Origin of the sequence: Clostridium sp. AF17-21AC (assembly GCF_003461365.1) — a bacterium.
GTDB lineage: Bacteria > Bacillota > Clostridia > Lachnospirales > Lachnospiraceae > Coprococcus > Coprococcus ammoniilyticus.
Genome location: NZ_QTWY01000003.1, coordinates 350,230 through 364,395, shown reverse-complemented (window position 1 = coordinate 364,395; position 14,166 = coordinate 350,230). Strand labels below are relative to the sequence as shown.

13 protein-coding genes and 1 pseudogene are annotated in these 14,166 nt (G+C 37.7%); 5 read left to right on the top strand and 9 right to left on the bottom strand.

Features of this window, described 5'->3' with window-relative positions; genetic code table 11:
• The first annotated feature begins 94 nt into the window (after nucleotides 1-94).
• The 3 genes from DWW85_RS13100 to DWW85_RS06740 all read left to right on the top strand — a co-directional run bounded on the left by DWW85_RS13100 (nucleotide 95) and on the right by DWW85_RS06740 (nucleotide 2,746).
• Nucleotides 95-682, top strand: coding sequence for a VTC domain-containing protein (locus DWW85_RS13100; protein WP_181986524.1), 588 nt, complete (start codon nucleotides 95-97; stop codon nucleotides 680-682).
• The gene (locus tag DWW85_RS13095; protein WP_117808103.1) at nucleotides 648-872 is read left to right on the top strand and encodes a hypothetical protein; all 225 of its coding nucleotides are present in this window, start codon (nucleotides 648-650) and stop codon (nucleotides 870-872) included. The genes DWW85_RS13100 and DWW85_RS13095 overlap by 35 nt, the downstream gene beginning before the upstream one ends.
• 176 nt (nucleotides 873-1,048) lie before the next feature.
• A complete protein-coding gene (locus DWW85_RS06740; protein WP_117808102.1) occupies nucleotides 1,049-2,746 on the top strand; it encodes a carbohydrate-binding domain-containing protein in 1,698 nt (565 codons plus the stop codon).
• Nucleotides 2,747-3,201: 455 nt separating this feature from the next.
• On the opposite strand, the gene DWW85_RS06735 is transcribed toward DWW85_RS06740, so the two are convergent.
• From DWW85_RS06735 to DWW85_RS06705, 9 genes and pseudogenes are all read right to left on the bottom strand, one after another.
• Complete coding sequence (locus DWW85_RS06735) at nucleotides 3,202-4,602, bottom strand: DUF6034 family protein (protein WP_117808101.1); 1,401 nt, start codon at nucleotides 4,600-4,602, stop codon at nucleotides 3,202-3,204.
• Between the two features lie 213 nt (nucleotides 4,603-4,815).
• Nucleotides 4,816-4,983, bottom strand: a pseudogene (locus DWW85_RS06730) (sporulation transcriptional regulator SpoIIID); the annotation flags it as partial.
• Complete coding sequence (locus DWW85_RS06725) at nucleotides 4,970-6,529, bottom strand: recombinase family protein (RefSeq protein ID WP_117808099.1); 1,560 nt, start codon at nucleotides 6,527-6,529, stop codon at nucleotides 4,970-4,972. The gene DWW85_RS06725 and the pseudogene DWW85_RS06730, both read right to left, overlap by 14 nt.
• A 136-nt stretch (nucleotides 6,530-6,665) precedes the next feature.
• Entirely contained in the window at nucleotides 6,666-7,673 is a 1,008-nt protein-coding gene (locus DWW85_RS06720; protein ID WP_147340899.1) for a hypothetical protein, read from the bottom strand.
• Entirely contained in the window at nucleotides 7,654-7,824 is a 171-nt protein-coding gene (locus DWW85_RS12695) for a hypothetical protein (protein ID WP_181986523.1), read from the bottom strand. Before DWW85_RS12695 ends, DWW85_RS06720 begins: the two co-directional genes overlap by 20 nt.
• A gap of 4 nt (nucleotides 7,825-7,828) precedes the next feature.
• Entirely contained in the window at nucleotides 7,829-8,683 is an 855-nt protein-coding gene (locus tag DWW85_RS06715; protein WP_117808097.1) for a TIGR04255 family protein, read from the bottom strand.
• Between the two features lie 48 nt (nucleotides 8,684-8,731).
• Nucleotides 8,732-8,896, bottom strand: coding sequence for a hypothetical protein (locus DWW85_RS12690; protein WP_181986522.1), 165 nt, complete (start codon nucleotides 8,894-8,896; stop codon nucleotides 8,732-8,734).
• Nucleotides 8,897-8,964: 68 nt separating this feature from the next.
• Nucleotides 8,965-9,753, bottom strand: coding sequence for an ATP-binding protein (locus DWW85_RS06710; protein WP_117808096.1), 789 nt, complete (start codon nucleotides 9,751-9,753; stop codon nucleotides 8,965-8,967).
• On the bottom strand, nucleotides 9,753-10,295 hold the full coding sequence (locus tag DWW85_RS06705) for a replication initiator protein A (RefSeq protein WP_347470672.1): 543 nt from the start codon (nucleotides 10,293-10,295) through the stop codon (nucleotides 9,753-9,755). Before DWW85_RS06705 ends, DWW85_RS06710 begins: the two co-directional genes overlap by 1 nt.
• A 679-nt stretch (nucleotides 10,296-10,974) precedes the next feature.
• Here DWW85_RS06705 and DWW85_RS06700 point away from each other — a divergent pair.
• Entirely contained in the window at nucleotides 10,975-13,092 is a 2,118-nt protein-coding gene (locus DWW85_RS06700; protein ID WP_117808094.1) for an AAA family ATPase, read from the top strand.
• A complete protein-coding gene (gene mcrC / locus DWW85_RS06695) occupies nucleotides 13,089-14,123 on the top strand; it encodes a 5-methylcytosine-specific restriction endonuclease system specificity protein McrC (protein WP_117808093.1) in 1,035 nt (344 codons plus the stop codon). Before DWW85_RS06700 ends, mcrC begins: the two co-directional genes overlap by 4 nt.
• The last annotated feature ends 43 nt before the right edge of the window (nucleotides 14,124-14,166 follow it).

The following is a 14,166-nucleotide window of genomic DNA, read 5'->3' as shown; positions in this document are numbered from 1 at the left end:
TGTAATGGTATCTTCTATTTTTATCAAATCATACTAAATACGCACTATAACATCTCCCGGTTTTTTTATACCTTTAAGTTCAATTAAGGTTGCTTTGCTAGACTTTAAGAAAGAAAAACCGCGACTACGAAGCTATAGCGTTCCGGATCAGGATACAACCGTATTTTTAGAGATCAAGAAGAAATACGAGGGCATCGTCTACAAACGGCGGATCAGCGCTCCCTATCAGAAAATGATGGACTATCTGGAGCACGACATCCCACCGATAACCAAGAAAGAATCCATGCTTGCAAATACAGCAACGAACGAACTGCGAACGGAACTTCCGGATGACATCCCGGATGCCGGAACAATTCAGATCCTGCATGAGATTGATTATTTTCGTTCGTATTATCAGGGGCTTTCCCCTCATGTATTTCTCTCCTACGACCGGGAAGCCTTCTATGACAAAAAGGGCAACGGATTTCCTGCTCTGCCTAGGCGTGTCTCTGTTGATCGGACTGTTTCTGGCAGGCATGGGATATCTTGCTTATGCGGTATTATTTGCTCTGATCCTCGGACTCGTCAGCCTGATCTTACATGCACTTGGGGTTGGCTCCCACAGCAAACCGGACTGCATGACTTTACGTATCACAATTCCGGAAGATTTGAATTATACAGATGCTTTCAAGGATCTGTTTGATACATATACAACCAGAGCATCCTTAAATGCCGTAAAAACGACAAATATGGGAAGCATGTTCCGCCTGACCTACGCCATTTCTCTCAAATCCGGCGCAGACCAGAAAAAATCCCTTGACGCACTTCGTTGCCGAAATGGGGATCTGGAGATCAGCCTGTTAAATGACTCTACCGCAGTCACCGAACTGTAGTCTTACAAATATAAAATGGAGGTGTTTTCTATGGCACAGAATAATAAAACATTTGATAAAAAATCAAACACAAATGCTCCCTTTGATACGTCATTTGGCTATCTGGGAAGCCTGTATCAGCGTTATATCAGAAATCAGAAAAAATAACCGCACTTGTAATTACGGGTGCTCTCACGATGTCATTTGCCACCGGATGCAACAAGGCGACAACCGATTCATCAACTTCCGATTCACCGACAACCGCAACCACCAGTGATGCCAATGCCACTTCCAATGGCTCTGTTTCAACCGTCAGCTTTACAAAATCAGATATGTTCACGGATCGTGACAGTGATCCTTCTTATGATGAAAAAGCCGCTTCAACCATCACATTTTCCGAATCAGGTGTAAGCAGTTCTTCCGACTCCGTAACGATCAGTGATTCGTCAACCGTTTCAAATAATGCAACAGATTCCGATACAAATGACACCACGGCTTCATCCTGCACAACGGTTACAATCTCCGAAGCAGGAACTTATATCCTGAGCGGCTCCGCATCCAACGCACAGGTTATCATCGATGCCGACAAAGAAACAAAGATCCAGCTTGTACTGGATGACCTGACTCTTAGCTGCGAATCCAGTGCTCCGATCTACGTCAGAAAAGCCGACAAAGTATTTATCACGCTTGCCGACGGTTCTTCTAACACACTGTCAACGACAGGAAAATTTGTCGCTATTGATGACAACAACATTGACGCTGTTATTTTCTCCAAGGACGACCTGACTTTAAACGGCTCCGGCAGTCTGACGATCAACTCTCCATATGGTCACGGCATCGTATCTAAGGATGATCTGGTCGTAACCAGCGGCACATATACAATGACCTGTGCCAAGCATGGCCTGTCAGGAAAAGACAGCGTCCGTATCTTAGACGGAACCTTTGATCTGACAGTAACAAAGGATGGCATCCATGCCTCAAATGATGACGACGAAAATCTCGGCTATATCTACATCGCAGGAGGTACATTTACAATCAACTCTGACGATGACGGTATGCACGCCGATTCAACACTTTATATTGAAGATGGAACGATTGATATCCAGAAAAGCTACGAAGGTCTCAAGGGACAGACCATTACCATTCTGGATGGCGATATCGACATCGTATCTTCCGACGATGGCATCAACGCCGCAAATGGCTCCGACTCTAATGACTCCATCGACGACAAACAGGGAAAAGGCGGTCCGGGAAATGGACAGATATCGGGCAATCCTCCTTCGGGGGATAATCAAACGCCGAAGGACCCACCTTCCGGCGATAATCAGATGCCGGATACACCACCATCAAACGATAATTTTGATCCGTCAAATAATTCTAACAATAATTCAGATCAGCCACAGGGCAACACACCGGGTGGCATGGGCGGCTTCGATATGGATGCCGATGAATCCTGTGTCCTCACAATTAACGGTGGAACAATTACGATCAATGCAGGTGGTGATGGAATTGACAGCAATGGTTATTTCTACATAAATGGCGGAACTGTATATGTCGAAGGACCGGAGAGCAATGGCAACAGTGCCTTGGACTACGGCATCTCCGCAACCATTACAGGTGGTTACTTCCTTTCAACCGGATACTCCGGCATGACGCAGAGCTTCAGCTCGGATTCTACCCAGTGTTCCTACATGCTGACGCTTTCATCAAATACCAGCGGAACGACCACCGTTACTTTGACCGATGCTGATGGAAAGGTACTCCTGTCACATGAAACTTCAAAGTCCTACAATTCTATCATTGTCAGTTGCCCGGAGCTTGAAGTTGGCAGCACCTACACCCTGACAGCCAGGGATACCAACCGGAGCATCACGCCGACCTCCACCGTCAACTAGGGTGGCAAGCCGAATGTCCACCGTGTATCGTAGTCTGTCCTGTAACAAACAAGCTATGCTTTCTATTCGGCACATACGCCCTAGTCGCTCATGCTCCTGTGCAACTCGCCCTCCGGGCTCAAACAAGCATTAAAAATTGACCGAAAATATGCCCGGTAGTTGATGGTACATTAACATTGTGAGGATTTCGTAATGAGGTTTGCACTAACCACTGGGCATTTATCGAGCAATACTATTTAACTGTATTTTAGCGCCTGCTGTATATCAACGGTCTATTCTGCAGCAACATAGCGAGCATTTCGTCAGGAGGTGTATATTGTCAGCGAATGCAGGTGCTTGTTTGAGCCCGAAGGGCGAGTTGCACAGGAGCATGAGCGGATCAGACATATACACCGAGTAGAAAGCGCAGCTTGTTTGCAGCAGGATAGACTGTTGACATACAGCGGGCATTAAGGTCAGTCGGTTGCGCTGGAAATGCCGCCGACTGCTTCGGCAAGCTTCATCAGGTCGAGGGCAGAGCCATCTCTGGCATCCAGAATTACGACCTGCTCCGGAAGCTCATGATCTGCAGGATCTTCGTATTCTGCAAGAATCCATGCCGGAACATATTCAAATCCGCTTCCATCTTCCTTCTGTTTCAGATAGTAAGACAACGTAATATCGTTAAATGCAATCTGCTTATATGCTGTCGGATATTTGGTGTAATATGCTGCTATAGACTCATTTGCTTTCTTAAGCATCTCATCAAAGGATAACAGTTCCACCGCCTGTGGGCTGCCATCTGCTTCTAGATAACTATTCCAGAGAGCATCGATCACTCCATTTGCATCTACCTGAATCGTATATTTTTCGATCGAAACATTCACAAATCCATTTGCCTGACGTAGATTATCAGCAGTCCAGACTGCTACATCCGACACCGGCTGATCCATAACCGATCTTATGTATTCAAATGAATATCCGTCAACAACCGTCGGCAGATTCTGATCAGACGAACCATCGTTCCGATACAGCCAGCACAGATCCGATTCACTCTGTAAAATCGCATCCGATCCGCCAATCTTTGACAGAAATTCTTCAGCAATCTGCCTTGCCTCATCTACCGATAGTGAACATTCATTAATATCCGATTCCAACTCTCCATATTCATCACCCAAGCCGGTATTGTATTCTTCCAGGCTGGATGTGAATACACCGGTCGCACCTTCCATCGGACGATACTGCAGAAGATCCTCCTTTATCCGGAAAAGCGTATCATTTTCCCCTTCCTGAGGAAAACTGATTCTGTATTCCAGATCACCAACTGTACCCATATATTCATCCGCGGAATAGTCTCCCGCATTTTCTCTCTGCTTTGAAGTCGTTTGCAGCAAACGGTTCATACGGTCAATATCCGAATCATAATTCGCGGCATGTGACGGATCTGCCTTTTTCTGCTGCTCGTACAGATCGATATATTCCTGAATATCCTCCTTTGACAGCTTGTCCATATTCTCCATATCATAATAGACATAGACACCCTTATCTGTGTCAAATAACTTTTCTACCAGATTTTTTCGATATTCCGGATCGATCTCTTTCATCTTTACCGGAGCTACATACATTGCACCGGTATTCGGCGCAGTAATATCCGAATCTGTCAACCGGATCTCTTTAAGCCCGGTCGATCCTGCGTCAAATGTGGTATCACACGATTCCGGAATACTATATTTACTCTGAACGCTCCCGCCATCTCCATTACCTACATCCACATTATAATCGGTATCTTTTTTTCCACACGCGGACAAAGCTGCAATACATGCAAATGCCGCTGCCATTACCACAAACTTTTTCTTTCTCCATAACTTCTGTCTCATTGTAATCGCCTCCGTTAACTATCTTTTACCCCTTATTCTCGTACATTCTCCTTGTTATATCTATTTTTTATTTTAACCAATCTCATCTGATAACACAAGTAAACTAAAAAAGAGAAGCAATCTTTTCCAAATTGCCTCTCTGCATCATCATCTCATGTCATTTTCTGACTCCATATCTTTTCGCCTTATACCAATCTATACAAATATTTTTATTCATTGTCCCTCTTGTTCTTCCCGCTCATGCAGATATTTCTCCTTCGTCGCCATTCCTCCCCGGATGTGCCGCTCCGCTTTATTCACATCCAAAACAACCCGGATCCTTGCCGCCAGAAATGGATTGATCTTTACCAGTCGTTCCGTCACATCTTTATGTTTGGTCGTTACAATTTAGAACGGTCTCATTTTCTTCGATTAATACAGACTCATCTAAGCCAAGATCTCCAAGCAAGCGTAAATAAATATCTACATTTCCATCCTTATCTACTTCTATCTTCTGAATCAATCGCTTTAACTGCTGATTGGTCATCTGGTGTACATCAGTAATATCTTCAATTTCTTTAAATGTATTATTTAAAATATTCTCTAACTGTTCCCCTTTGGTTAAATGATAAGATACCATCTTGAGTTCATTTTCTATTCGTTCCATTTCCTGGCGAGAACCACCAATCTTCTCATTCAACTCTTCACGAGAAATCAAATCATCCGTATACATATCCATATATTTTTGTCTGGTCTTTTGTAATTTAGCAAGTTCTGCATTTAATTCTTTTTCGTACTCTACATTTTCATCTTTAGCTTTATATACACGCTGGAATTCATTTACCACATGAGCAATCACTTTTTTCTTTTGTTTCAATACATTTGTAAAATATTCCTGTAAAACTTCAATGAGTTCTTCCTCATCCACAACCGTTTTATTCGGACAGCTATCTGCTCCCCGACCGTTTCGTCCGGAGCATACCCAACGTACATACGTGTTCTTATAAGTACGAACTGTTCTCCGGAAGGACCAGCCACATTCTTTGCATTTAATCAGTGTCGAAAACAGATGTTTATTACTCTGCCGTTCGTGACTAAGATTAAATGCATCATGTCTGCCTCTTAAAATCTCCTGTGCTTTTTCAAATGTCTCATCTTCTATGATTCGAAGTTCCGATCGCTCCACAACCATCCATTCAGTCTCGTCCTTGTCTCTTCTCTGACCAGTCAGGAAATCACTGACTTCTTGCTTGCCATTGATAATTTTTCCAGTATATATTTCATTTGTCAAAATACGGCAAGTTGCATTCTGACTCCATTTGCAATTTCGTTTTGTCTTATAACCTTTTTCATTTAGCATATTGGCAATCCTAGCAGCACCGTAACCTTCTTCTGTGTACCACTTGTAAATCTGCTGTACAACTTTAGATTCTTCTTTATTGATTGCAAGATTAAAATAATCTCCGATTGTTTTGTCATATCCATATACAATATTCGGAACTCGTCCTTTTTCTGCGTTCATCTTCTTGCCGAATTTTACACGCTTGGAAGTATTCGCACTTTCTTCCTGCGCCAGAGCCCCAAAGATGGTGAGGACGAACTCGCTGTTTCCCATGCTGGTCATATTCGCTGTAAGGAACTGTGTTTCAATCCCCAATGATTTCAGCTTACGGACATTCTGTAAAAGATCTACTGTATTTCTTGCAAAACGAGAGATGTCTTTTACAACAACCATATCAAATAATCCCTGCTCTGCATCAGACATCATGCGAAGAAATTCTTTACGATTTTTAATTTTAGTTCCGGAAATACCTTCATCTGCATATAATCTTACTAAAGTGTCCCCTGTGCGCTTGGTATATTCTGAAAAGAATTCCTTTTGGGCTTCCAGACTGTTGAGCTGATCAGCTTTGTCGGTGGAGACTCGGCAATAGGCTGCAATGTTCATAGTGTCACCTCTCTGTTATAGTTGTATAGTTCTGTTACATCTTTTATTATACCCAAAATTAAAAAATAGTAAACAAAAAATCGAGATTATTATTTTGCAAATAACACCTCGATTTTTAATAATTCTATTTTTTTAATCAAGCACTCCAATATTCTGCATTTCCTTCCATCTGGGTAGAAAATGTGTGTGCCAAAATATCTGTTTCAATTTTTATTATTCCATAGTTTTCATTTTCATTATTTTTATCTGATTTCCCTGTACACATCAAAAATTGTGTTCGCTTATCGTACTCTTCCATAACATTCGATAACGGCAAATTGTTACTACCCTTTCTATAAACCGTAGAACATGCAACATCACATTCATACCATCCCAAATCCAACATCTTAACAGAACTATCTGATCCATGATGAGGAATTTTCATAATATGTACATGATTTCCAAAATAATTACTTGGTATCTTTTCTAATGTATCATCTTCAACATCACCTGTTAAAAAAATTCTTACATCTCCCAATGCCAAAACAAAAAATATCGATCTATCATTCTTTATAAATTGATCCATATAATTTTGTTTACGAATGATTTTTGAATTAGGTGCATATGAAATAATTTCTAACGGATATCCATTCATATCCTTTTGAAAACAAACAGAATTATAAAACATCATGTCTTTTCTATCCGATATTGAATATACATTATATTCTGAAACAATATTAGTCGTACATTCTCTTAAATATTCAAAAAGCTTTTGTACTTCTTGACTGCAAGTTATTTCTTTTGCATCTATACCTTCTGGAATCCAAATACTCGTTTTTTCCGAAGCATACATATCAATAATATCTTTTAATCCTTTAGAATGATCAAAATCTGGATGTGTCCAACAAATAAAATCTAATTTATCAACTTTATTCTTTTTCAAAATTTCTGTAACCTTATCATTCTCAACCGTACAAAAACAATCTACTATTCCCGAAAAGCTAATTGCTCCATCTGTACGAACAAAAAACAAAACAGCTTCACCTTCAAGCTTATAACCAATTAAATATGTCTCAATAACTAATTTTTCTTCAAAAAAAATTATTTTTTTAAATGAAGAATTACTACCTCCCGAAGAATACATATCATACATTCTTAAATGCAACTTTTCTCCCCTTTATATTAGCGGTATTATTTGCAAACATACGAATAGTCCCCGCCCTGGACTTAGATACAAACTTTCCACTCACATTTTCATTTTTTTCAATTTTCATTTGTCTTTCATAAGGGTTTTTACTATGTGATACAAACTTCATAATCTTAAATCACTCCTTTAATTGCGGTATCTTGAAATGTATCCTGCTTTAACGTTTCAATTAATTCATCACTCAAAGATTTAATAAACACACCAAATTCAATTGTATTTTGTGTTTCCAGAGTGTCTTTTATCATCTGTTCATCGCATAACAAAGATAATATTTCTCTATTTCCTTCTTTAAAAACATCTATATCCACAACAACTTGATACATAGTTTTTTGAGTTCCATCGTCTTGTTGCATAACACCTTCTTGAATATTTCTAACATAATTTATTTGATAATTATTTTTAGATAAAACTGTAACCATATTAGACGCCACACAATCGCAATCTTCAAATTGTTTAATCACATCATCTATGTTGAATGCTGCTCTTGTAAAATAATTTGACAATCTAGCCAAATCATCTAAAAGACAAATATTTATTTTCCGCAATCCGATTCTTAACACTTGAAAGTAAGGGGATGTTGATTTGATTGTTTCAATGCTTTCTGCCAACAAAGATAAATATTTATCAAATGTTTCATATTTTTGGTCAATGTCTACAGTAAGCGTAAAAAAACTTTTACTTATTTCTAAAATTTCTTTTTTCTCAGAAGAGAAACTATATACTATACTTTTGTTATTGCCATTTATAGAAAATTGATTTTCATCCGGAATGTTTAAATCCATTTTTATTTGTACATCAAACTGATTCTCAGTTCTGTTATCCATTTTTTCAAAACCGGCATCATAAAATTTCTGACGCAGTGATAAAATACACTTTTCAACATCAGCTTCCATAAGTCCTTCATAATCTAAACGAAATATAATTTGTTTCAAAAAGTTATGTTTAATTTCAGAACGTAATTTTCTCATTGCTACGCCCTCCTTATTAATTGATTCATTATATCATACTTTCTTTTTTCAATCCATATACTCTTCACCCTTTTTATCATTTTTAATTTCATCTTGCAATATCTTCTCCACCTTCTCAGTATTCGCTTCTATCATCACCTTCAATATGTAATCGGCGGTCACTTCCACCGGATTTGGATTATGAAATCGATAGTTCAGTTTTCTTTTCGCCACGGTGAAGCTTCCACCTCCTCCCTGCTCACTCTTTGTCCATTACTATGAAAATTTCTTCTGAAATAGTCCTAGATTTTCAGAATGTTTTTCATCGTCTGCATATTGTCATTTGCCATGGCCTCTCGTCTGCTGACTCCATCAATTTTTACCGGAATACATCTTTCCAGAATTCTGTCATAAATTCTTTTCTTCTCAATCTTTGTCTCCTGTTTTAATTGTACTAAAGGAAGATTGGTCGTGGTAATCAAAGGTCTTCCTGATCGATATCTCCAATCAATCACACTGAAAATATTTTCTAATGCATACTCACTGTTCCGCTCTACACCAAGATCGTCAATAATTAAAAGCTCATATCCATTCAATGATCTGATGTATTCTGTCTTATCTTCAACTGCGAACAGATCATTGAATATAGTATTGAAATTTGTCATTTTCACAGTAACTTCTTGTTCCAGTAATGCATTTGCAATACAGGCAGCCAAATAACTTTTTCCTGTTCCAACTGGTCCCCAGAACAAATATCCCATATGGTTTTGTTTCATTTTTTCCCAGTTTGCTACATATTCTTCCGCGATTCTTATAACACCACTATCTCTGTCTATATTTTGAAATGTAAAACCCTCCATTTCTTTTTCTTCAAAGCAGATTTTCTTATTTCTTGCAATTAGTTCCCGATGCTCTTTTTCTTTATAATATTGCGCCTCTTCTGCATATGCCTTTCTTTCACACGCACACTGCCTGTGATGCATTCTCATTTCAAGTAAAGAACCTTTTGGATAAAATGCTTCTATGGGTTCCTTGCAAACAGTACAATGCATCAGTCCATCTGCACCTAAATATGTTTGTATCTCATCCATCAAAGGCTTTCTCCCTCCCCACACTCATAATTCATCTTTTGATTCTTTATACTGTAACTACTTACTCCATACTTATTACTTGTATTATTTTTCTCTATTACTTTATTAGATGCCGTATTTATATCCTTCGTAGAGTTATCATTCCGACCATATGAAGGCTCATTTTTCAGCTCTATATCGGCTTTCTTTATATCTGTCTGTAATTGTGCCTTTCCGGAAATCTCTACTTTGTCTGGTATCATTACATGCATATGTCTTGGTTTTGAAAATCCACCAAATTTCCGAACTAGTAGTCCTGCATCATCTAGCTCTTTCAAAGCGTTTTTTACAGAAGATTTACACTTCCCGGTTCTCTGGGATAGTTCTCCAATTGGAAATACTGCGTATACTCTTCCGTACTCATCTGTCCAATTATTTTTCCGAGATATCCTGGCCCGGTCATATAACAGCATATAAATAATTCTTGCATTCTGACTTATCGGTAATTCCAACAAGAATTTTGGAAATTGATAATACTGCATCTGCCACTCCTGCTCATCCATGTACAAATATTTCATTTGTTTCTTCCTCACCTTCTCAATATTTGAGGCAATATATTTTTGAATTTTATATCCGCAAAAATTTATTCCTCTATATATACAAAGGGAGAGGGCATAAAATACAGCCCCTTCATCAAAATTTTTTTGTTTTTTTCATAATTTCATTACTGAACATCCCAAAATTCCCCATAATCTTAAAGATAAACAGAGAACCAATTAAGATACTGTCGTCCCTAGTGAATCTCGATCTTTGTTAATTCTTTCTTCTTTTTAATCTGAATTTTTATACAAGAGCAAGATCCACCTGTGTTTAACAAGTTTATTCTTGATGAATATTCTATTTCATCCTCTTGATTCAATTTCATCTTCATCTAATTAGCTTCCATCAAAGATTTTCGCACCATTTACATGATATTTTCTTTAAAAATTTTCAAAAAAAGCACCCGGCTTCTGCCAGATGCTCTGTAAAAAATATTCAATTTTTACCTGCTTACATTTTCAATGCAGCCAATATAGTATTCTTAATTTTCGAATATTATCTACGATTATTACGATACGGTATTACCCGGGTGGATCTTGCTCTTCTCTTTCAATATCAATATAATTCTATTTTTCGATAATCTATGACACTGCTGCAGTTAAATGATATACTAATTCTAGTTTATAAATTCGGAGGTATATTATGTCAAACATTCAGATAACAGAAAATGGATCCGGGAAATATTCTCCTGAATGGTTTTTTAGCGAATCTCAGACTCCAGAATGGATTTCATTTGCTCACAAGGCTGATGAGCTACGAGAAAATTTTATGAATCTTTTTGGAATAGAACGCTTAAAATCTCTTTCTGGAAAGAACTTGTTAACTTCTTTGTTTTATAATGACGAAGGAAATAAAACCAATCTCTGCTATATGCTTGAAATGGACAAAGATATTCGTGAAGTATTTGGAAGTATTTCCGGCGGAGCAGCCTACAAATTTGGATTATTTTATCATAAGAAAAATCAGAGTTGGACATGTGGCTCACCATTAAAGCCTGTGCTTCTTACTGAAGCTGAAGCAATACAAAAAGCAGATGAAATGCGCAACGACCTGATTGAAGGTGCTGAAATAATATCTTCTTTTGGTCCTTTAGATTCTGAAGAAGATTATGAACAACTCTATAAACAACTGGAACATATCCCAGGAATCAATATGGTATGGCGCATGAAATATTACCAAATGCTCTTTCCAGCATTATTCGCTCCATTTTATGGTCAAGATATTCAGCTAAGAGTATTGCATTTCCTAAATCAAAAACCAAGTGATATTCCTTTCATTCGCATGGGACAAATTTCATTATATGCCAGAAAATGCAATGTTCCAGGAGTCGTTTTTGCTCATATTTACGGGAAAAATGTAGGATATACTAATGACACTGATGATTCTGACACAAATACTCTTTCCGATAAAAAACATAAAACTCACTACTGGATGTATACCGTCTTTGATGATAAAAGTTGGAATGAATGCCAACAAAAAGGAATCATGGTTTTAGGTATGGACGATATCGGTGATTATTCCCAATTTGCTTCCAAAGAAGCTCTCCGTCAAGAACTAATAGATGTGTACGACAGTAGCACTTCACGAAAAAATCAGGCTTTGATGGCATGGAATTTTGCGAATACAGTATCAGTTAATGATGTGATTTTTGCGAAACGCAGCAACACTCTTGTTGGTAAAGGTATTGTCACTGGAGGTTATGTCTTTGATGATCTTCGGCAAGAATATAAAAATGTCCGCACTGTAAAGTGGCTTCAAGTTGGTGAATGGGAACATCCTGGTAATGCAGTAGCTAAACGCTTAACTGATATCACTCCATACACAGATTATATTGAAAAACTTACCGCCATCTTTGCTCCAGACGAATTGGATGATGTAGACACACAACCAGAAATAGACTATCCAACTTACTCTTCTGTAGATTTTCTCTCAGATGTGTATATGAATGAACAAGATTATAAAACACTGGTAAATGTCTTAAAAATGAAGAAAAATATTATTTTACAAGGCGCACCTGGCGTTGGAAAAACATTTACTGCCAAGAGACTTGCTTATTCCATTATGGGTGCAAAAAATCCTGACCGTGTTCAAATGATCCAATTCCACCAGAGTTACTCATACGAAGATTTTATTGAAGGATACCGACCAACCGAAAATGGATTCACAATTAAAAAGGGCTCTTTTTACAAATTTTGCAAACTGGCTGAAGAAGATGATGAAAATGATTATTTCTTTATCATTGATGAAATCAATCGTGGTAATTTAAGTAAAATATTCGGTGAATTATTTATGCTGATTGAAAAAGATAAGCGTGGTATTGAACTGCAATTGTTATATTCTGATGAGAATTTCTCTGTACCTGCAAATGTATATATTATCGGTATGATGAATACTGCTGATCGCAGCCTTGCCATGTTAGATTATGCTTTAAGACGACGTTTTTCATTTTTTACTATGAAACCTGGATTTAATGCACCTGGTTTTCAAGCTTACCAAGATTCTCTAAAAAGTGATGACTTTAACAAATTAATTGCCTGTGTGAAACAGTTGAATTCCAAGATAGCAGAAGACATCTCTCTGGGTGAAGGATTCTGTATTGGTCACAGTTATTTTTGTAGTCTAACACCAGAGACAGTTAACACACAAACTTTGTCATCCATTGTAGAATACGAATTAATTCCACTTTTAAAAGAATATTGGTTTGATGAACCAGCCAACGTCATAGATTGGGGCGATCGATTAAGGAGTGCTGTTAAATGATTCCTGTACAAAATATTTATTATATGCTGTCCTACGCTTTTCAAGCATTACAAGCACAAAACTATAAAGATCTGGCTACAGAAAAATTTCATAATACCGCTGAATTATGTGCAGCCATTCTTGATAAGGGCATTAGCGTACAGCTAAAACGAGGCTTAGGAAGAGATTATCTGTCAAAATCAGAATCTCTTTCTACGCTACAGGGAAGGCTTAATATTTCTGAATCCATTAAAACTCAGACTCTACTGAAGAAGCAAATGATTTGTATATACGATGAATTTTCAACTAATACACAATTTAACCAGATTATTAAATCTACAATGTTAATGCTTCTTAAAGCCAATATCACAAATACACGAAAAAAGAGTCTTCGGAATCTATTATTATTTTTTTCTGATGTTAACGAAATTGATTTACGTTTTGTAAATTGGAACCAACATTATAATTGTTCCAATCAAAGTTATCAAATGTTAATTGGAATCTGTTATCTGATTTATAACGGACTTCTACAGACACAGAACGACGGTACCACAAAAATAATGGATTTTTTTGACGAACAACGTATGTGCCGTTTATATGAAAAATTTTTGCTCGAATACTATCGTAAAGAACATCCAGAACTATCTGCCAATGCATCACAGATTGCCTGGCAACTTGATGATTCTGAGAACCAATTGCTTCCTAAAATGCAAACCGATATTATGTTATCTCAAGGAAACAATATACTTATTATCGATGCAAAATATTATTCACATATGACTCAGCAGCAATATGGGACAAACACTTTGCATTCCAATAACCTCTATCAGATTTTTACATATGTGAAAAATAAGGAATTTGAATTAAGAAAGCTGGAACATACCGTTTCCGGAATGCTCCTTTATGCCCAGACTGATGAAAATGTTATTCCCAATAATACATACCAAATGAGCGGAAATCAGATTTCCGTGCGTGCATTGAATTTAAATCAGGATTTTTCCGGAATTGCTCACACATTAGATGATATTATCCAAAATTCTTTCAACAACTAAAAATGGGCTGTTGCAAAATCATTGATGTCTATTTTGCAACAGC

Excerpts from the sequence above, each read along its gene's own strand:
- DWW85_RS06740 (WP_117808102.1), top strand. The coding sequence starts at position 1,049 with ATGTCATTTGCCACCGGATGCAACAAGGCGACAACCGATTCATCAACT.
- DWW85_RS06735 (WP_117808101.1), bottom strand. The coding sequence starts at position 4,602 with ATGAGACAGAAGTTATGGAGAAAGAAAAAGTTTGTGGTAATGGCAGCG.
- DWW85_RS06725 (WP_117808099.1), bottom strand. The coding sequence starts at position 6,529 with ATGAACATTGCAGCCTATTGCCGAGTCTCCACCGACAAAGCTGATCAG.
- DWW85_RS12695 (WP_181986523.1), bottom strand. The coding sequence starts at position 7,824 with ATGAAGTTTGTATCACATAGTAAAAACCCTTATGAAAGACAAATGAAA.
- DWW85_RS06715 (WP_117808097.1), bottom strand. The coding sequence starts at position 8,683 with ATGAGAAAATTACGTTCTGAAATTAAACATAACTTTTTGAAACAAATT.
- DWW85_RS06710 (WP_117808096.1), bottom strand. The coding sequence starts at position 9,753 with ATGGATGAGATACAAACATATTTAGGTGCAGATGGACTGATGCATTGT.
- DWW85_RS06705 (WP_347470672.1), bottom strand. The coding sequence starts at position 10,295 with ATGGATGAGCAGGAGTGGCAGATGCAGTATTATCAATTTCCAAAATTC.
- DWW85_RS06700 (WP_117808094.1), top strand. The coding sequence starts at position 10,975 with ATGTCAAACATTCAGATAACAGAAAATGGATCCGGGAAATATTCTCCT.
- mcrC (WP_117808093.1), top strand. The coding sequence starts at position 13,089 with ATGATTCCTGTACAAAATATTTATTATATGCTGTCCTACGCTTTTCAA.